Genomic DNA, 19,631 nt, shown 5'->3' with positions numbered 1-19,631 from the left:
AGGGGTTTTTTGCACTTAGTGAAACTATTTATGTAGTTATTTAAACTCTAACTGCGCCTATTACCCCCACCGAACTGTTATGTATTTCTATATCTAAATTGGATACGACTTATTGCATTTTATCGACTAATGCCCTCACATCACTATGAGCATATCTAAAAAGCATTTGGGGGGTTGAGTGACCGCTTATGCTTGCCACCTCTGGTACAGTCAGACCTTTTTCAAACAATCTAGAAATCGCCTCATGTCTCAAATCATGAAACCGCACTTCATTATGTCCGATTGATGCCTTGCGTCTTGACCAAGCAAGTCTGATGGCATTCGACGATTTGGCGAAGACATATTCAGATTGCCCCCCAACCTCATCCAGAATGCTAAGCGCTTTAGGCGTTAGCGGCACAAATCTTGGTCGGTTTGTTTTTGATTTAACAACCAGAGCTAACCGCTTCTCTCTTTGTATATCCTCCCACCGAAGATTGGCGATTTCAGAGCGTCTCATGGCTGTTTCAAGGGCAAAGTTTACGACCCAATAAATACTATCTCTGCGACTGCTCTCAAAGGCCTCTAAGAAGCCCTCAGAGAGTCTTCTGATAGGTGTTTTGGGTGTTTTAGGTAACTTTATATACTGCACAGGATTGCGCCTGAGAGGCACCTCCCAGAGCGTTTGAGAGGTGTTAAAAACATGCCTTAAAACCCCAAAGTTTCGATGGATAGTCGTGGGTTTCCAGAGGGTCTTTTTAGCATCAAGTTCAGACATGATTTGAGTGGGTGTTATGGACCCGATTGGGTGTTTTGCCAGTGAGGATTCTAGCCAAATTTTGAGAATGTATTTCTCAACACTGTAGCTAGCTTTGAGGGGGGCTATTTCGACAAGATACCGCTGGAGATAATTTTTAAGGGGGGTGTTTAGGGCTTCTTGCCCCCCTGATTGCGTATTTCCATTTTCTATGTCGGTTTCTAGCCTTCTAGCCCATTTTTGGGCATCTGTTTTATTGGTAAAGCTTTTGGTTGTGGCTCTATAGCCCTGCCTTCTGACTTGGGCTTGCCACTTTCCATTACGGAAGCGAAATGAGGCCATATCTCTCTCCTTTGTGACCTGAGTGTGGCGTCACAAAATGAGAGGCAGTTAACCAGCTGATTTAATTCTATTTCTCAGCGGGAGAGCACTACATTGACATTGTAGGGGTCACTGGTTCAATCCCAGTATCGCCCACCACGAGACAAAAATAATTTATAATAATTTTTTCAATTTATTAGATATTGAATTATAGACTTGGTATTTGTTTATGTAGATAAAGTTCTTTTTGGATTGGAGTGATATAATTCATTAAAACTGAACGGCTTCTTTCTTCTTGAGGTGCGCCTCTATGGATGCATGCAGTATCGAAAACTAAAAGGCTTCCAGCAGGCATGCAGACTTGCTTCTCTTTGTTTTTTATTGAAGTTATCTCATCTTCATCAAATACATTATTCTTATTGTTATCATTTCCTCTTATTTGTTTTTTTATTAATAAACTTCTTTTGCGATGAGACCCAGGAATATATGAAAACGGGCCATTTCCATTATTCACGTCATCCAAGTACATCATAGATTTAAATTGTCGCGTAAAAGTATCAACATGGTAGTGACTTTTAGCTCTGCCATGAACAGTATCATATTGATAAACTAATGCCCCACTATAAGAAGGCTGACCGTTATAAGCGCTGGCTATTTTTAAAACAAAGGGATCAAAACGAAACTCTTTTAGTTCGGGCACAATTCTTTCTACATGATAAATTCTTACCAATTCATCTTTCAGATAATTCCCTAGGACAAAGGGTTCATTTCTGTCATGGAATTCTTCGAGCTTATCTCTAACTCGGAAGGCTTTTTCTCTGGACCAATAATTTTCAATTACAAAGGCGCTATTCAGATGTATCTGTTTAATACAATGCTTTTCCCAGTCATTAAGACGCTTACTGGTGAAATCAAGCCTTGAACGAGTTCCATGATAAATATTAGCAATCTCGTTTTTTGCACACTTAGAGATATTTTTTAATAAGTTGTTGTTTTTAATCATCTGTAACGCCTACATCACGATATTTAAGTTACTAAAACCACAATATGCATTTAATCAAAAAAAACAATCTGATTTGAGACTAATTCTTAGATGTTTAACTAACAGTTATGTAAATTATTCATTTAATTTGTTTCTTATTGGAAGGACATTAACTATCAGTATATGAGATGTTAAACTCGAAATCGACTTTTGTTATAAAGAGATTGATGATTGAAAAAAATTATTAAAGTTATTTTGTTGATTGTTAGTTGCGATTTAATTTTTGTGAGTTGTACCTTTGAAAATAGGGCCATAACCAGCGCCCCGTATCACCATATAGAAGGCGGCTATAGAAATCCGCCTGATAGTCCTGAAAGAGAGAGTAGTATTTTTACGCGGCTCTCATTTTTTTCTAAAATGGTATTAGGCCTTACCGATGGCATGGGTGACATCATCCCACAAGAGCATGTTCAAATTTCGAGCAAGGCTTTGAAAGATTTTAAGGCTTATGGCGAAGCAGATGCGATTACATGGATTGGTCACGCCAGTTTTCTCGTTCGGCTGGACGGCATTGTCGTATTGACTGATCCAATTTTTTCTAAACGGGCTTCACCTGTGAGCTGGGCTGGGCCGGAGAGATTATTTCCCCCAGGTCTTCAAATTGAAGATTTACCTGATATTGATATTTTGGTTATCAGTCATGCACATTACGACCATTTGGATACGCACACATTAGATCGTTTGCCGAATCGGGAGACCATTACTGCATTGGTGCCGCTTGGGTTAGGGAAATATTTTATTGAACGTAATTTCGGCAAGGTTATAGAAATGGATTGGTATGATGAATTTGAACTTCCTTCGAATTCTGGTCGCTTTCGCCTGACAGCTTATCCGGCTGTTCACTGGTCTAGCCGTTCACTTTTTGACATTAATGAAACATTATGGATGTCCTTCGGTTTTAGCGCAGGTGGCCATTCTGTTTTTCACAGCGGTGATACAGAAACCCACTCATATGTGTTTAAAGAAATTGGAAAGCATATGGCCAAGCGTCATGGTGGCTGTGATGTTGGGCTAATGAGTATTGGGGCTTATGCGCCCCGCAAAATGATGAAGGGCTCACATATGACACCTGAAGGGGGCGTGCAGTTGGGCCGCGAGATTGGGTGTCAAAAACTCGTGCCAATGCACTGGGGGACTTTCACCTTATCCCTTGAGCCTGCTGAAGAGCCTTATGCCCGTTTCAGAGAAGCTGCCGGATTAGCAACATTGAGAATGAAAATTGGTGAAACGTTGGGGCTGGATGCCTTGTCGATGAGCCAAGAAAACACGGGGTTGAAATGAAGGCTTTCGTCATAACAATCACGGTGTTGGTGGCATTGCTAGCTCTGTTTTTCTGGCTGGATGTAGATTTAGATGTATCTTTTAATCAACGCCAGGCATCTCCACCTCCTGCCGAGTCGACATCCCAAGACCGTCTCTTGGTGTGCAATCTTATAAGCGAACCTATTGTGGAACTTGGCTATACATCTGACGGGAAGGCAAATAAACAACGTCAGTGTAATTTTCTTTGTCAGGATAAATCGGAAATCACGGTTCACACCAACACTGAATATGATTGCCCACAAACTCTCTATGATTAATTGAATGAGATGTATTTTGGGATGAGCAAAGCCAAAATTTTTCTTAAAAAAATATTGGAGCTTTAGACCTCAAATTTTTATTTTATTTATAAGGCGAATTTGAAGAGATAGGTTTCTTCTAAAAAGCTGAATAATTTTGAGTTGTATTATTCATTTTTTTCTGTTTGAAAAGACACTCTGTAATACTAATCCATGGAAAACTTATGGGCATAGCAACGAAACATATCGGATTGGCTGACAAGTTTGCGGTTTCTGCGTCTTCCGTTTGTGCGGTTCACTGTATTGGCCTTCCTTTTCTTTTGAGTGTGTTTCCTGCAATTGGGACTACTCTTTTTGGTGAGGAGTCTTTTCATGTTTGGTTACTTTGGGCACTTATACCTTTAAGTGCCTTTAGCCTTTCTCTCGGTTGTAAAAGGCACAGAAATCTCTCGGTTTTACTCAAAGGGGTTTTAGGTGTTTGTGTATTAATTTTTACAGCGTTAACCGGGCATGAGGTGCTTGGTGAATCAGGCGAGCGTTATTCAACTTTATTGGGTGCAGGATTGCTTGCCCTCGCACATTTCCGAAATTTCAGATTGTGTAGACTTTCAGATTGCGATCAATAATTCTATCCATCTAATTCATAAATATAATTAGTAATTTGCCATTTATCACATTTGATAGGGTGGTTTTGCCGATAGTTTCTGGATTTTTTACGTGTAGAGCGTAAGATTAAATTCAGTATATGAATAATATTTATGATCATGGAGTTGTCCTATGGAAAGTCTCCCAAACTATCCGGAACTGCTCGGACAATCTGTTTTGATTACTGGCGCCAGTTCAGGCATTGGTGCGGGTTTGGCGTCTGCTTTTGCAGCACAGGGCTGCCATATCGCGGTTAATTATCCTGACTCTGAAACACAATCTGCCGCAGATAATATCGTCAATGCGATTACCGAGAATGGCGGCAAGGCAATTGCTATTCAGGCTGATGTTAGCCGATCTGACGAAGTTGCTACCATGATGGATGCGACCCTTTCTGAATTTGGTAAGTTGGATATTCTCGTCAATAATGCAGGAATTGCGTGTTCAGCACCTGTACAAGATATTTCTGAAGACGATTGGGACATGGTAATGGCGGTTCACATTAAAGGGACATTTCTCTGCACACGTGCTGCCCTGCCTCATATGCTGGAACGAGATAGGGGTAGAATAATCAGTACCGCCTCGCAACTTGCATATAAAGGCGCGCCGGGTTTTGCTCATTATACTGCCGCAAAAGGCGCTATATTGTCTTTCACGCGGACGCTGGCTTTGGAAATCGGTGCAGGTAATATTACAGCGAACTGTGTGGCCCCTGGAGCAACCCTAACACCGATATTGGGCGATGTTCCAGCAGATATCCTTGAAGCTATTCGCTTAGGTATTCCACGGGGCAAACTCGCTGAAGTGGATGATATACTCGGCGCGTATCTTTTTCTTGCAAGTGATGGGGCAGCTCATTTTCGAGGCCAGTGCCTCAGCCCGAATGGTGGTGATGTCTTTCTATAGTATGTTCAAGTGGTTAGACAAAATTATAGTATCTAAGGTGGATTCCGTCTTATATGTGTATAGGCATTAAAAGTAAGTTTAGGTTTGTCGGGGGGTGAAATGGGCTATCAAGTTTTAGAGGAAACAACAAATTTCTTATCAAACAAACATAAATTGTTGATTGATGGTAACTGGTTGGATTCATCTGATGGAAAAAGCTTCGACGTTTTTAACCCTGCCAATAAAAATAAAATCGCCGAGGTTTGTTTCGCATCAAGTCAGGATGTTGATAAAGCTGTTTCATCTGCCAGAAATTCTTTCGATAGAGGTGTTTGGAGTGGCATGAAGCCTCTGGATCGTACCAAAATATTATGGAAATGGGCTGATCTTTTAGAATCTAAAATTGATCATATTTCCGAAATTGAGGTGCTGGACAATGGCATGCCTGTTGTGATTGCCAAGACTTTCATACAGTACGGTCTTGATTGGATACGATATTTTGCAGGGATGACAGATAAGGTTCTGGGCAAAAATATCTCATCTGCATTGACTGGTAATGGTGAGAATTTTCATAGTTACACCTCTCTTGAGCCTATCGGCGTGGTGGGTTTAATTCTTCCTTGGAATGGCCCCTTTGGTACATTTTTAATCAAAGTCGCACCTGCTTTAGCGGCTGGGTGCAGTTGTGTTGTGAAACCTGCTGAGGACACCCCTCTGAGTGCGCTTTTACTGGCTGAGACTGCTCTTGAAGCTGGTATCCCCCCCGGCGTTTTGAATGTTTTAACTGGAGATGCTTCTACAGGGGAAGCGCTAGTTCATCACAAAGACGTTGATAAGATTTCATTTACCGGTTCAACCTCAGTAGGTAAAAAAATCGTCAATGCCTGCAGTCATGATTTAAAAAGAATTACTTTGGAATTGGGCGGGAAGTCACCCTGTATCATTTTTGATGATTGTGATCTTGAAACGGCAATCCCTGCCGCGGCGATGGCGATTTTCACCAATAGCGGTCAAGTTTGTTTTGCGGGTTCACGCTTATATGTCCAAGAAGGTGTCTATGACGAGTTTTTGAATGGTATCGCAGAATTCAGTAAAGGTTTGAAAGTCGGAAACGGTTTTGACCCAGATACAATGCTCGGCCCTCTCATTTCAGAAATCCAATTTAATCAAGTCAATAAATATGTCCAAGAAGGTCTGGAAGAAGGGGCGGAGGTTATAATTGGGGGAGATGGTGATAATTCTGACGGATACTTTTTTAAACCAACGGTCTTTACTAAAATCGACCCGTCTATGAAAATCGCCCGGGAGGAGATTTTTGGTCCTGTATTGGCTGCCACAAAATTCAAAGATCTGGATGAGGTCATCAGCTTAGCAAATGATACACAATATGGTTTAGGGGCTGGGGTGTTCACTACTGATGTCAACAAAGCCCATTCCGTGGCCGCAAAAATCCAATCCGGGAATGTATGGGTCAATCATTATGGAGGAATGCATTCCGCCCTGCCTTTCGGTGGATACAAACAATCTGGCTGGGGACGGGAATTGGGCGAGGATGGCTTTAAGGCATATACCGAGCAAAAAACGGTGAGTATTAAGTTAAGCACCTAAAGTTAAATTTGGAATAATGGCAATTAATCATTAATCTGGGCGGGTTAAATTATGAATTTTGAAATTGCTGGAAAAACTGCCGTCGTGACTGCCGGGAGTTTGGGGATTGGCAAGGCTACTGCCTTATCTCTCGCCAAAGAAGGCGCAAATGTCGCCATTTGCGGACGTGATGAAGGCAATCTTGCAGCTGCTGTTCAAGACATTCAATCTCAAGTTGATGTGAATATTTTTACCTCCGTTGTGGATGTTTCAGATGCATCGCAAATACAGCGTTTTATTTCAGAGGTGCAGGGTGAATTTGGGGCCGTAAGTATTCTCGTCAATAATGCCGGTGGTCCTAAAGTGGGTAATTATCAAACAGTAGATAGCCAAGATTGGGTGGATGCCTATCATCTGACATTGCGTTCTGCAGTGACTACAACCGAGCTGGTTCTAGATGATATGAAAAGGGCGCAATGGGGGCGCATAGTCAATATTTCTTCATTTTCTATTAAGCAGCCTATTCCAGAAATCCTGCTTTCAAATGTTATGAGAATGGGTGTTCAGGGTTGGGCGAAATCTCTGTCATTAGACATCGGTGCTTATGGCATCACCATTAATACTGTTTGCCCGGGGTGGACACTGACTGACCGCGTCAAATCAATGTTAAGTGGTACTGATGGCGATAAAAGACAGCAAGCGATTATTGATGACATTCCATTGGGAAGGTTTGCGTATCCAGATGAAATTGCCAGTATGGTTACTTTTTTAGCCTCGCAACAGGCTTCTTATATAACGGGGACAGCTATTCCGGTTGATGGTGGCGTTATCAAAGGAAGTTTGTAATGTCATATGCAAGCTGTTTGCCGTTAAGACGGAAGACGCAAATTTAATGACATCTTTCCTCCTTCTCCCTAATATTATTATCTGGAGGGGAGGGGCGTAAAATGTCGAACATAATTGACGTTCACGCGCATATTGTATTTCAAGATCTGAATAATGAAGCCGGAATTCATGGCCCTGAGGCGTTTGAAGACTCTGAAGGCCGCAAATGTTTTAAAATCGGTGAATATGTTTTCAAGAATCTTGATTACGAAAACTCAATATTTACCGATATTGATTTAAGGATGGATGTGATGAACCGCCTCGGTGTGGATTTGCAGGTTTTGTCGCCCAATCCTCTGACAATGTTCCACGGTATAGAAGCTGAAACTGCAATCCGTTTTTGCAAAAAACATAATGACCTAATGTCAAAAACCGTCATTGATAACGATAAGTTTTTGGGACTGGCAGCCTTGCCGCTTCAAGATATTGAAGCAGCGTGTTTTGAGTTGGAACGTGCAGTGAAAGAGTTGGGTCTCACAGGCGCTTCTATTGGCACTGATTTTCCGGGGGGCTTCGACTCGGCGCCTCTTAATCAGCTCTATGAAAAGGTGGTAGAACTGGATGTTCCTTTATTTGTACACCCTGCTTCCACGGATGGGCGGTCAGGCTTGAGGGATGATCGACTGGAAAATTATAATTTATCTTTGAGCCTTGGCTATGCTTATGAAGAAACGCTTGCTGTTGCTCAGATTATTTTTGGGGGCGTTTTAAATCGGTTTCCTGAACTGGATATATGCATCTCACATGGCGGTGGGTGTTTTAGTTTTCTTGCAGAAAAGATGACAAAGCTTGCTAAATTCGCAGATAAAGATTTTGATTATCTGGGTATGGTTAAAAAATTATGGTTCGATACGCATATTGAGGGGCAAAGTGCAAAAAGCCTGCTTTATGAATTTGCGAATAATCAAAAAATTGTTTTTGGGACAAATTTTGGTGGGTTTGATACGCCTGAGACAATTCACCCTGATGCCGTCGCTTTATCTGTTAACGCCAAGAAATTGTTGAGGCTTTTATGATCGTATTAAAAAATCTTAATCTTTTTATCGGTGATGCAGATGAGACTATTGAAAATGGGACTTTGGTCATTGATCAGGATAAAATTTTATATGCTGGAGACAGTGCAAATAAGCCTGATATTTCTGGTGATATCAACGAGATTGATTGCATGGGGTTATTTGCCATGCCGGGGATGACAGAGTCGCACGCGCATCTTTCTTACACAAATAACGGTCCCCTAGAATTGGATAAATCGCCTGTTGAAGAGGTGATGATTAAAACGATTAATAATGCGCGGGTGATGCTCGGTTCGGGATTTACCTCAGCGATTAGTTTCGGCTCGGTGCATCGTATCGATGCCTTTTTAAAACAGGGCATTGAGAATAACGATATTATTGGCCCACGCCTATTGGCGGGTGGGCGCGATATTGGGTCGACAGGCAGTAATGCCGATTTGCACCCGGATTATGCACAGTTGAAAATAGATGGTCTCGGCATGATAACGGACGGCCCTTGGGAGGTTCGAAAAGCTGTGAGAACCCTCTCAAAAAACGGCGTGGATGTTGTGAAGGTCATGATTGACGGTGAGTTAATTTCATCAGGTGGAGGTATTAAACCTGGCGTTCTTGGTTTCACGGATGAGGAGTTGGATGTTCTTGTCTCCGAAGCACATGGCAGGGGGATGCGCGTTGCATGTCATGCGCGTTCTGCAGATGCGGTTAAACAAGCTGTTAGATATGGGGTCGATTATATCGGACATGCGAACTACTTGGATGATGAAGCGTGTGAGTTGCTTGACGCCAATAAAGATAAAGTTTTTGTCGGACCAGCAACGGCATGGGAAGTTACCTTTCTGGAAAATTACGAGATGTTCGGATTTGCGAAAGACAGTCCTGAAGTTGAGGGTTATGCCGCTGAATTGGAGGCGACAATCGACTCCGTCAAAAAAATGAAGAAGTTGGGTATTAGGATTCTTGTTGGGGGCGATTATGGTCTAAACATTACGCCGCATGGAACCTATGCCAAAGATCTTGAATATTTTGTTAAGTTTTTTGGTTTCTCCCAATTTGATGCCTTGCGTGCTGCGACTAAGCATGGTGGTGAAGCCTTTATGCCGGATGGAAGTCTTGGCACAATGACAGCAGGGAGTCTGGCTGATATTGTTTTGATTGACGGCAACCCGTTGGAAGAAATTCAGACCTTGCAGGATAAATCTAAAATTATTTCTGTCATGAAAAGTGGTCAGTTGTATTTCAATTTACTCAATGAGCAGTCGCCTCATTTGGTTTTGCCAACAGAATGTAAGGACATAATTAAGAAAAAACTTCAAGGTTAATAAAAGATATTAAATAATTGATTTTTGAAAAGTGTGAATATTTATAATTTGCATTACATTATAAAAATTTTTCGGTAATTAATGTTTTAGAGAATAACTTCAATCATATGAGGGCCCTTATTTTTCATACAAAATTCCATTGCGTGGTTCACTTCTTGGACTGATGAAACGCGTATGGAATGAACTCCCATACCCTCAGCAAGTTTGCACCAATCTATTTCTGGTCGTCCAATATCAAACATATCGAGCGCTTTTGGACCTATATTTTCAGCTCCGACGCGCATTATTTCAATTTCAAGAATTAGGTATTTTCTATTGTTAAATATAATGTTTACGACATCACATTGTTCTCTTGCCTGTGACCAAAGAGCTTGGAGTGTATACATGGCTCCACCGTCTCCCTGGCCACAGATAACTTTACGACCAGGGCATGCGATTGAGGCGCCTAATGATAGAGGTAGACCAATACCAATACTTCCACCAGTCAATTGTAGATAGTCAAATGAGGGGGCATTTGCGAGAAACATCTCAGATGCGATGCCACTTGTTGTTGCCTCGTCAACTACAATTGAGTCATCAGGCATAAAATGTGCCATGGCTTGCCAAACTGAAGAGGCAATATCGCCACCGCTAGCTAATTCTGGACGTATTAAATCTATTCTACCGTGAGGGTTTTTGGGGGCACCGATTTCATCAGCTACTGCCTCTAATGCACTTATAGAGTTTTCCGCTGGTGTTGATAATGTATGTATCTGACACCCATCTGGAACAAGATAATTTGGAGTGTCAGGATATGCAAAAAAAGAGACTGGAGGCTTGGAACCGACAATTATGAGTTGTTCAGTCCCGGCAAGTATCTCAGAAACCTGCTCAGCAAAATATGGTAGCCTTTTAATGTTGTATCTTCCTGCACCACGTTCCATTCGGGCATTAAATGTATCTGCAAAAACTTGTGCGCCAGATTTTACAGCAATACGGTTTGCTGCTTTAACCCCTTTAGCTCGAAGGGCATGACCTGATATCAAAATTACTGTTTTTTTACTATTTTTAAGCATCTTTGAAGCTTTAGTAATTGCTGCTTGAGGTGGAGTGTCTGGCATAGGAGGTGTGCGATAAAAGCCATAGTCACTGGCGGGTGTCCAAGCCGTATCTGCAGGCAATATAAGCGAGGCGATTTGTCCACCATTCGAATTTGCTGCTCGCACAGCTTCAGCTGTATCTTGCCCCACATCCGCAGCATTTGGACTTGATTTTATCCAATGAGAAACTGGTGCAGCAAAGGCCTTAACATCCGATGTAAGCGGGGCTTCAAATGGCAGATGGTAGGTCGCATGATCGCCAATAATGTTAACAACCGGTGATCTTGCTTTTTTGGCATTATGTAAATTTGAAAGACCATTGGCCAGGCCTGGTCCCAAATGTAAAAGTGTTGCAGCTGGTTTGTTTATCATCCGAGCATATCCGTCGGCAGCAGCAGTTGCAACACCTTCAAAAAGAACCAGAACTGCTCGCATCTCTGGCTCACGATCAAGGGATGCAACGAAGTGCATTTCTGATGTGCCAGGGTTTGTAAAGCAGACTTCAATTCCAGATCTGACAAGAGTTCCTAACAAGCTTTGAGCACCATTCATATAAACACCTTAATTTTTTTGAGGAACGACTTAATTTTGATCAGGGTAATAAAAAATATCGAGGCCTTTTTTAATTTTTATGGAAGATATTTTTTCTAACTATTTGAGCTTTCCACTAGATACTTAAATCCAATTTATTATAATCATGGATAGCTTCTCTGGCATCTTCATCCCACTTAAATGTTAATCCCTTTTTAACAAATGGTTTATATTCATAAGGGGTTTCACCAGGAAAATGCTGACGGCGGGCATCAATGCCGTAACCTATAACTTCTGACCTTTTATCAATTATTTCTTCATTAAAAATTTGAACTTCGCTATGCGTTCCAGCACCTTTAACATTTAGTACAGAACTTCGACGGTGAAAGCCCATATTTATTGTAATTCTTGGTTCAAATCCTGTGTTTGCGAAAGAGCCATGAAGTATCTGTCTATTACAAATCACTACATCTCCAGGATCACAAATTATTGGGACAGTCCCAATTAGACGTTCACTTCCAGACTCTTCTACAAGCTTAGCTATATCTATTTTCCCATGTATATGACTGCCCGGCAAAACCCATACTCCGTTTACCGCCGTGCTTCCATAAACTTGAGCCATGAAATTGAAACCGTGAATACCACTATCAAAGTCCGGGCTGTCCCAATGAGTAGCTCCGTCTTGATGCCATGATACGGCTGCTCCAACACCGGGTTCCTTGATGAATAAGGTTTCGTTGAAAGGAGCAAAATCCTCACCATTAATTTCCTCGGCAATTTTTAATAATTTAGGATGTCCGTACATACGCAAACATGTTTCAGAAAATTGTAATGAACCTAACAAAATGAATGGTATAAATTCAGGAGCTCCATCGGCTGCCTGCGGTTCAAAAAGCTTTACTTGATGTCGACCATTGGCTAATTCTGTGCCGCCTAAAGGGTCACCGAGAGGTTTAGACCATACTAAGGTAAGTGCTGAACAATCTGCTCCTAGCGCTGGGGAGCCGTCAATTGTATTTTGAGCTCCTGGGCTGACTGGGAAACGTTTTTTCATTTGCTCAAGGTCTTGCTTAATTTCTTCGAGTTCCTTGTCCTCAATAACGCCCGTAAAAATATAAAAACCATATTTGTTGTAAGCTTCAAGAATATCTTTAGAAAGAGAGCCGTCTTGTTCAAAGATAATAGGCCCACGATTATTTAACTCGAGAGCCAACCTCTCTCCATTAAGCAAATACTTACGCATAGCTTTACTATCTTCACCATAATGTGCTGCACAGGCTTCTATTGATTTTGAAACGTTTTGAAACATAAATGACACTTTCATAATATTTACAGTTTTTATTATACATTAAATTTGTATTAAAATAAAAAATGTAAATCAAGCTGTATATCTGTTAAGAAATTTAAATGACAAAAAAAAATCCTGCTAAGGGTTTAAAAACCCGCAAAGCAAATAAATACAAACGTAAAAATTATTTACTGGCGTGTGCTGGTGACATTATCTCTAAAGATGGTCTAGACGCCTTTACAATTGCAAGGCTTGCTGACTGTGCAGGCGTTACAATACCAACAGTTCATAATCTTCTCGGAAAGCGTTCTGAGATTTTAAGCAAACTTGTGAGAGATGCCATGTCGGATATTATGAATGCAGCTACTGATTTTGACCCAGCAAATACATTAGAAGCCCTAGAAAGTTTTGTTGATGGTCTAATTGATTTACTCTCAACAAACGAAACTTTTTACCGTGCTGCGTTTATGGCTGGCGAAAGATTAAATTTTTTCGATCATCAGTCAGAAAGTGGTGTCTTTATGGAGGCACGAAATCAAGCAAGATTAATTTGTGCTCACGCTATATCCTCTGGCAAGCTGGAGGGGCGAATAGATATAGATCAAATATCAATCAGGCTTTTCTCTTCTCAGAGGCTGGCTCGTTTGGATTGGATGCATGGCTATATCGACCTTAAAACTTATAGAAGGCAGGTGATGACAGGGATGTTAATTACATTGTGCGCAGATGCTTCTCAGGACTTCAAAAAAGAACTTTTAAGAAAAATTGATGATTTAAAATAATTGATAAACAAAAATATTGGATTTATGGATTTCATAAGTAAAACATTTGAATTAAGGTGTTTTTAATTGATAATATTTTATGATTTAAAAAAAGCCGGCTATGTCAGATAATACCCATCTAGCAAAAGATTTTATTGGCGCTTGGGAAAATAAAAATCTCGATAAAATTCTCAATATGATGTCCGAAAGTTGTCGATATCATAACATTCCTATGAAACCGCTTAAGGGGCACGACAAAATTAGAACTTTCATTGCTCCTGTATTAGAGATGAGCGAGAAAATCATCTGGGATATTCATCAAATTGCGGAAGATGATAGAGGCAACGTCTTTACCGAACGAACAGATAAATTTCTAATTAACGATAAATGGGTCGAGTTGCCCGTATGCGGAGTGATGACGTTTTCAGATGGTCTAATGACCCATTGGCGAGATTATTTTGATTTAATGACTTTTGAAAAAGCCATGGAGGAAGCGACAGCCTTATACTGAAGCAATAAAGCCCTGCGACTCTCTTCAAAATTCATAAAACCTAATTTTTCAAATCCGCAGCGGCGATTTTCGTTCTCTGCCTTAAATACTCATAAATGGCATTGATCTCGCTATCAGACAGATCATCAAATTTTGGCATACCGTTATCAACCAAAAGCCCGTCTTTTGTTAAGGATTTGAAGGTCTCAAAGTCTGTGAGAGATGCAGACTCCCTTAAATCCGGCGCTCCGGAACCAGAATTATTACCTTGACCACCATGACAACTCCCACAGGGGGCGCTGTGATATAGTTCCATGCCAGTTAACGCGAGTTTTTCGTCAATCTCAACATCGCTCAAGTCGACTAAATCAAGTTGATACCTTCCGGTTTCAACCCTCTTGAGTTCTTTTTCTCCCTCCAGACTAAAGCTTAAAAGTCTGATTCCAGGTGCTTTATATTTCCACCCCGCATGGGTGGCTTTAATTCCGAATGCCGCATACCCACCAGCATATCCTACTGGTATAACAATGCGCTGGACACCATCAACCATGTAACTTATTGGCGCGCTGGTTACACCTCTTTGAACATCAATGAACCATAATTTCGTGCCATCAATTGCACTGTAGGCGGCAAATTCTCCATCAGCAGTTCCTTGAAAAACAAGATCACCTTCCGTGGCCAGTATCCCGCCATTCCAAAAACTATCATGTTGAACTTTCCATTTTGGTTTCAATGTCACAGGATCCATCGCAACGATTGATCCTTTGCCATCGTTTGGATCTATTTGATCATAGGTCGTAATAATGGAGAGGTTGAGAAAATTTTCTCTCAGATTTGGCATCTCAGATTTTATGTAGGTAGCCCCGTGCTGCATTTCGGGAATGTAAACAAGTTTTTGTTTCGGGCTGTAAGCCATGGCCTGCCAATTATGTGCCCCGATTGGGCCCGGCCAAAGATGCTTAGGACTTTTTTGAAAATCAGCTGCCTCGCCCATTACAGGCCGCCCGGTTTCCAAATCAATTTTACTGGCCCAATTGGATTTAGAAAATTTATCCGCGCCGATGAGCTTCCCAGTTTGACGGTCTATGACATATAAAAATCCATTTTTGGGCGCTTGCATTAAAACCTTTTTTGTTTCCCCTTTAATTTCTAAATCAGCCAAAACAATATCCATCGCGGCGTTATAGTCCCAGCTTTCTTCCGGCATGACTTGATAATGCCAGCGATAGTCGCCGGTATCAGCATCCAGCGCGACTATTGACCCGAGAAAAAGGTTATCCCCTATGCCATCACTTCTAAGTTGATGATCCCAAACGCCTCCATTCCCGGTGCCTAAATAAATTGCGTTAAATTCTTCATCAAATGTCATGGCATTCCAGACGGTTCCGCCGCCGCCGCCTCTATTCCACCAGTCGCCATGCCAGGTTTTGGCAGCCATTTCCATGGCCTCATTCTCGAAGCCTTTTGCGGGATCTCCGGGAACCAGATAAAAACGCCATTTAAATTCACCTGTATTAGCGTCATAGGCGGACACATAACCCCGCGCTTGTGCATCAGCGCCTCCATGACCAATAATCACAGTGTCTTTAAAAGCGCGCGGTGCGCCAGTAATGGCCCGGTCACCATTTTTTTCAAATGTATCGACTGACCAAATTAATTCACCTGAGTCTTTATTCAGCGCGATGAGCCGACCATCTGTTGCACCAAGAAAAAGTTTTCCGTCTAAATAGGCTAATCCCCGATTAGAATTCCAGCCCAGTGCAATCTTTCTTGGTGATTTTTCTCCAATTTTTGGATCATAAACCCAAATTAATTGTCCAGTTCTACCGTCAACGGCATATACGATTGCTCTGTCTCCAGTGAAATATATTTTGCCATCAATGGCTAAAGGGGTGCTACCGAGTTGAATGGCATCAGGTAAAGGGAGTTCCCAGTCAAGTTTAAGACTATTTACATTCTTAATGTTGATTTGATTAAGATGACTAAAATGCTGCTCGTTGTACTCATTTCCATATGATAACCAGTCTGAGGTTTTATCTTTTTCGGAAGATGAAAAGATAAAATATGAGACTACGATTAAAGAAATCAATAAAACGGGAACTAAAGAATTTTTTTTGGTCATACCACTACATCAAATCTCAGATACATATAAATTACCCTAGAGATCAAAATATTTCCCCAAAAAAGGAAACTAGTAATTTGTAGAGATATATATAATTGATTTCATTTCCAAGAGGATAAAAGCTACTATGAATTAAGCACAATTAATGCTGAGATTGCTTACAGTAGTTATGTAAACTTTTAATGTTGATTTTGATTATAAATTTGGAGGTAATCTTGTGAAAAGATATTTAGGGTTAGTTATTTGTATTTTTCTTGTTGCTACCATAGCAAACAAATTCGGTTTGAATACTTTCATAGATCTATACAGCTTTATTTTAGTTTTCGGAGGCGGTATCGGTTTTGCATTGTTAAAGGGTAGAACAGATAATTACTTAAGTGAATTTGGTAACGGTACGATATATTTCGGTTGGATTGGCGCTATCATGGGCATTATTGCGATAATGGCTTATTCTTCATTTAAAACCTTGAATGATTTGGAAAGTGTCGCCCCTGCTTTTGCTGTTGCTCTCACAACCCTTTTCTACGGATATATGTTAAAGCTCGTAGCTGTTACATTTAGCGAACCTGAATAGATTTCATAAATATTTAACAACGTCTGTAGCGGATAATTTGGTAACGAAATGGCTAGAAATATATCAGAAATTCATGACCCAGGTGTACAAGGTGGCATGCTCGCGGATATCAATAAAATTGATTGGGTTGAACTTGGTGAAGGCGTCAAGTTTAAGCTTCTTAGATATTGCGATGTCACAGGTGACTGGGTTCTTTACGTCCAGCTTCAACCTGGTGTGAAATTTGGCCGACATCAACATATTAGCCCAGCGGAATTTTTTGTCACAAAAGGCTTACTTACATTTGAAACTGGTGAAGCTGGGCCGGGTGTGTATGGCTATGAGTCAATCGGTGAGATTCACGAAGAAGCTGCTGGTCTGGAGGTGACTGAATTTATTTATTTCGGACACGGGCCAGTGTCATTTATTGATACAGATGACCAAGTGCAATTCATTGCAGATTTAGCGTTTTATAAAAACGCTTGGGAAGGTAATCTTCCGAATGACATTGTTGACCATGCTGCTAAGGGCTAGTCAGTGAGGGCCTAAGGTCACGAAATTTTTTGTTTTTAGGCTGCGAATTTTTTGGATAGAGAGTTGAGCCAGTTTCGGTACTCTTTTTTGAGCGTATCGGATAGTACGAGCGTCTTTCTGGTTTTCTTCAAAGGATTATCCAACGCCACAAAATGACCATCTTTAATTGCTTGCATCAAGAAATTACGCAGTGAGCTTTCGCTGTGATTTTTTGAAGCTTGATGCTGCTGGGCGATTTTTATGTAGTCTGTCACCCCGAAGTTGAAATCACCATTTAGGGAGGCGATAGTTGCCATGAGGCTCATCGTAGCACCTGAATGTCTGAAGTAATTTACATTTGGATATTTGGAAACTTCTTGCAACCACTCGTTAAAAATTACTTCCTTACGCATACGCTTAATTTCCTCATTTACGCAACACTCAACCAGAATACCTTTAATACACATACGCCTTATTTGTTTTATTTCAATCAATAAAACTAACAAATTTAACTAATTTCTCCCTTTCAGTAATGAATTTATTAACTTGTGCAGTTTTGTCTTCATAACCAAGTGCCATACCGCAGTAAAAAACACGCTCATCAGGTAGATTTAAAAAGTCATGCATGGTCTCACTATAGACGGCCCAAGCTTCTTGCATGCAGGTTGCGAGACCGTTTTCAATTGCGAGGAGGGAAATGTTTTGCATCAACATGCCGAGATGACACCATTGATTTTTACCCATGAATTTATCAATCGAGAAAAACAGACCAACAGGCGCACCAAAAAATTCCCAATTTAACTTCATGGCATCCCATCTGGCCAGCTTATCATCATAAGCAATGCCCATTGCTTCATAGAGGCCGGCGCCGGTTGCACGTCTGCGGTTGGTATACTTATCAGGCAAATCACTCGGATAGAAATCATAATCTCTTGTTTCCCCTGCCGGGTTGTCTGCGATTTTTTTATCCATCAAATCCAAAAGTTTTTTATGGCTATCCCCAGTTACAACATCGACATACCAAGGTTGTAGATTTCCACCAGACGGGGCACGGGCAGACTGTGTGATGATTTTTTTTATTAAATCGGGGGCTACAGGTTTATCTAAAAAAGCTCTTATGGATCGCCGGGATAGTATCGCTTCTGAAACAGTTGTCATTGTGGCTCCTTTTCAATACTCTCCCGAAGTTATGTTATTGGTTTCAGCGTTGCAACTGAACTTATCAGCACAGTTAGGTTGCTGAAGAGGGGTGCCATGGAAAGAAGACAATTAGGAGATACGGATGTGCAGGTCAGTGCCATCTGTCTAGGTACAATGACCTGGGGTCGTCAAAATACCGAAGAAGAAGCCTTTGAGCAGATGGATTATGCATTTGAAAAGGGCGTCAACTTTTTTGATACCGCCGAACTTTATCCTATTCCGCCGGAAGCTGTGACGCAGGGAAGAACGGAAACCATGATTGGAAACTGGTTTGAGAAGACCGGCAAGAGACAGGATGTTATTCTTGCAACCAAAGTGGTCGGTCGTTCAACCATGACCTGGTTCAGGGATAATGGGGATGAGCCTGAATTAACACGCCCTCAGATTATGGAGGCGATTGATAAAAGCCTCGCCCGTTTAAAGACCGATTATATTGATCTCTATCAGCTCCATTGGCCTGATCGCCCTCTGCCCTTATTTGGCGGATTAGGATATCAGCATTTCGGTGATGAGATTAACCGCATCGAGGATACGCTCGGTATTTTGGATGAGTTGAGAAAATCCGGCAAAGTCCGCCATTTTGGTCTTTCTAACGAAACCCCATGGGGGACAATGAAGTTTTTGCATTATGCCGAAACCAAGAATTTGCCTCGTATTGTCTCTGTTCAGAATGCCTATAATTTTCTTAATCGTATTTATGAACTTGGCGGTTCGGAAATCTATCATCGCGATAAGGTCGGATTATTAGCCTATTCTCCTCTCGCGCAAGGCTATCTCACCGGTAAATACCAAAAGGGAGCAATACCCGTCGGGTCTAGAAAATATATTGCGCCTCGGCTTAGCCGCTATGAAACAGCGGGATCGGAAGAGGCGGTGGACAAGTATCTTGCATTGGCAAACAAACATGGGTTAAATCCCGCACAAATGGCTATTCAATTTGTCACGACCAGACCTTTTGTAACGTCCAATATTATTGGGGCGACAAGTATGGAACAGCTAGAAATTGCCATTTCTTCAATTGATGTTGAATTAAATGATGACATATTGTCGGAAATAGAAGAAATACATCTTAGCGCATCCAACCTTTGTCCCTAAGGGAGTT

At 41.3% G+C, this 19,631-nt stretch carries 20 protein-coding genes; 13 read left to right on the top strand and 7 right to left on the bottom strand.

Annotated features, from left to right (window positions below; all coding sequences use genetic code 11):
• Window positions 1-109 precede the first annotated feature (109 nt).
• Entirely contained in the window at window positions 110-1,078 is a 969-nt protein-coding gene (locus tag RS24_RS03855) for a tyrosine-type recombinase/integrase (RefSeq protein ID WP_021776882.1), read from the bottom strand.
• Between the two features lie 187 nt (window positions 1,079-1,265).
• On the bottom strand, window positions 1,266-2,060 hold the full coding sequence (locus tag RS24_RS03845; RefSeq protein WP_021776881.1) for a phytanoyl-CoA dioxygenase family protein: 795 nt from the start codon (window positions 2,058-2,060) through the stop codon (window positions 1,266-1,268).
• 210 nt (window positions 2,061-2,270) lie between these two features.
• Here RS24_RS03845 and RS24_RS03840 point away from each other — a divergent pair, with 210 nt between their 5' ends.
• The 8 genes from RS24_RS03840 to RS24_RS03805 all read left to right on the top strand — a co-directional run bounded on the left by RS24_RS03840 (window position 2,271) and on the right by RS24_RS03805 (window position 9,992).
• Window positions 2,271-3,380 carry an MBL fold metallo-hydrolase gene (locus RS24_RS03840; RefSeq protein WP_021776880.1) on the top strand — a complete coding sequence of 370 codons (1,110 nt, stop codon included), beginning with the start codon at window positions 2,271-2,273 and terminating at the stop codon, window positions 3,378-3,380.
• On the top strand, window positions 3,377-3,679 hold the full coding sequence (locus tag RS24_RS03835) for a hypothetical protein (RefSeq protein WP_021776879.1): 303 nt from the start codon (window positions 3,377-3,379) through the stop codon (window positions 3,677-3,679). The genes RS24_RS03840 and RS24_RS03835 overlap by 4 nt, the downstream gene beginning before the upstream one ends.
• A 203-nt stretch (window positions 3,680-3,882) precedes the next feature.
• Window positions 3,883-4,284 carry a MerC domain-containing protein gene (locus RS24_RS03830; RefSeq protein ID WP_021776878.1) on the top strand — a complete coding sequence of 134 codons (402 nt, stop codon included), beginning with the start codon at window positions 3,883-3,885 and terminating at the stop codon, window positions 4,282-4,284.
• A gap of 151 nt (window positions 4,285-4,435) precedes the next feature.
• Window positions 4,436-5,209 carry an SDR family NAD(P)-dependent oxidoreductase gene (locus RS24_RS03825; protein ID WP_021776877.1) on the top strand — a complete coding sequence of 258 codons (774 nt, stop codon included), beginning with the start codon at window positions 4,436-4,438 and terminating at the stop codon, window positions 5,207-5,209.
• A gap of 99 nt (window positions 5,210-5,308) precedes the next feature.
• Window positions 5,309-6,796, top strand: a complete 1,488-nt coding sequence (locus RS24_RS03820) for an aldehyde dehydrogenase family protein (protein ID WP_021776876.1) — start codon at window positions 5,309-5,311, stop codon at window positions 6,794-6,796.
• Between the two features lie 51 nt (window positions 6,797-6,847).
• The gene (locus RS24_RS03815) at window positions 6,848-7,621 is read left to right on the top strand and encodes an SDR family oxidoreductase (protein ID WP_021776875.1); all 774 of its coding nucleotides are present in this window, start codon (window positions 6,848-6,850) and stop codon (window positions 7,619-7,621) included.
• Between the two features lie 101 nt (window positions 7,622-7,722).
• Window positions 7,723-8,676: an amidohydrolase family protein gene (locus RS24_RS03810; RefSeq protein WP_021776874.1), complete on the top strand. Its 954-nt coding sequence runs from the start codon at window positions 7,723-7,725 to the stop codon at window positions 8,674-8,676.
• Window positions 8,673-9,992, top strand: a complete 1,320-nt coding sequence (locus tag RS24_RS03805) for a metal-dependent hydrolase family protein (protein ID WP_021776873.1) — start codon at window positions 8,673-8,675, stop codon at window positions 9,990-9,992. The genes RS24_RS03810 and RS24_RS03805 overlap by 4 nt, the downstream gene beginning before the upstream one ends.
• Window positions 9,993-10,078: 86 nt before the next feature.
• Here RS24_RS03805 and RS24_RS03800 read toward each other — a convergent pair whose 3' ends face one another.
• Together RS24_RS03800 and RS24_RS03795 are read right to left on the bottom strand one after the other, a co-directional pair.
• A complete protein-coding gene (locus RS24_RS03800; RefSeq protein WP_021776872.1) occupies window positions 10,079-11,623 on the bottom strand; it encodes an acetolactate synthase large subunit in 1,545 nt (514 codons plus the stop codon).
• Between the two features lie 115 nt (window positions 11,624-11,738).
• Window positions 11,739-12,911 (bottom strand): phytanoyl-CoA dioxygenase family protein, encoded by a 1,173-nt coding sequence (locus tag RS24_RS03795; protein WP_038300680.1) that lies wholly within the window; start codon window positions 12,909-12,911, stop codon window positions 11,739-11,741.
• 98 nt (window positions 12,912-13,009) lie between these two features.
• Here RS24_RS03795 and RS24_RS03790 point away from each other — a divergent pair, with 98 nt between their 5' ends.
• A complete protein-coding gene (locus RS24_RS03790; protein ID WP_021776870.1) occupies window positions 13,010-13,672 on the top strand; it encodes a TetR/AcrR family transcriptional regulator in 663 nt (220 codons plus the stop codon).
• A 100-nt stretch (window positions 13,673-13,772) separates the two neighbouring features.
• Window positions 13,773-14,162 (top strand): limonene-1,2-epoxide hydrolase family protein, encoded by a 390-nt coding sequence (locus RS24_RS03785; RefSeq protein WP_021776869.1) that lies wholly within the window; start codon window positions 13,773-13,775, stop codon window positions 14,160-14,162.
• A gap of 40 nt (window positions 14,163-14,202) precedes the next feature.
• On the opposite strand, the gene RS24_RS03780 is transcribed toward RS24_RS03785, so the two are convergent.
• The gene (locus RS24_RS03780) at window positions 14,203-16,263 is read right to left on the bottom strand and encodes a PQQ-dependent dehydrogenase, methanol/ethanol family (protein WP_021776868.1); all 2,061 of its coding nucleotides are present in this window, start codon (window positions 16,261-16,263) and stop codon (window positions 14,203-14,205) included.
• A gap of 217 nt (window positions 16,264-16,480) precedes the next feature.
• Here RS24_RS03780 and RS24_RS03775 point away from each other — a divergent pair, with 217 nt between their 5' ends.
• Together RS24_RS03775 and RS24_RS03770 are read left to right on the top strand one after the other, a co-directional pair.
• On the top strand, window positions 16,481-16,837 hold the full coding sequence (locus tag RS24_RS03775; RefSeq protein ID WP_021776867.1) for a MotA/TolQ/ExbB proton channel family protein: 357 nt from the start codon (window positions 16,481-16,483) through the stop codon (window positions 16,835-16,837).
• 48 nt (window positions 16,838-16,885) lie between these two features.
• Complete coding sequence (locus RS24_RS03770) at window positions 16,886-17,350, top strand: cupin domain-containing protein (protein WP_021776866.1); 465 nt, start codon at window positions 16,886-16,888, stop codon at window positions 17,348-17,350.
• Window positions 17,351-17,385: 35 nt separating this feature from the next.
• Here RS24_RS03770 and RS24_RS03765 read toward each other — a convergent pair whose 3' ends face one another.
• Window positions 17,386-17,742, bottom strand: a complete 357-nt coding sequence (locus tag RS24_RS03765; RefSeq protein WP_131443728.1) for a hypothetical protein — start codon at window positions 17,740-17,742, stop codon at window positions 17,386-17,388.
• Between the two features lie 73 nt (window positions 17,743-17,815).
• A complete protein-coding gene (locus RS24_RS03760) occupies window positions 17,816-18,487 on the bottom strand; it encodes a nitroreductase (RefSeq protein WP_021776864.1) in 672 nt (223 codons plus the stop codon).
• Between the two features lie 96 nt (window positions 18,488-18,583).
• On the opposite strand from RS24_RS03760, the gene RS24_RS03755 reads away from it, so the two are divergent.
• Window positions 18,584-19,624 carry an aldo/keto reductase gene (locus tag RS24_RS03755; protein WP_021776863.1) on the top strand — a complete coding sequence of 347 codons (1,041 nt, stop codon included), beginning with the start codon at window positions 18,584-18,586 and terminating at the stop codon, window positions 19,622-19,624.
• Window positions 19,625-19,631: the final 7 nt, after the last annotated feature.

Source organism: Candidatus Micropelagos thuwalensis (genome assembly GCF_000469155.1).
Taxonomy (GTDB): Bacteria; Pseudomonadota; Alphaproteobacteria; order RS24; family RS24; genus Micropelagius; species Micropelagius thuwalensis.
Note: the sequence above shows the minus strand (reverse complement) of the source record. Positions and strands in the feature narration are given on the sequence as shown.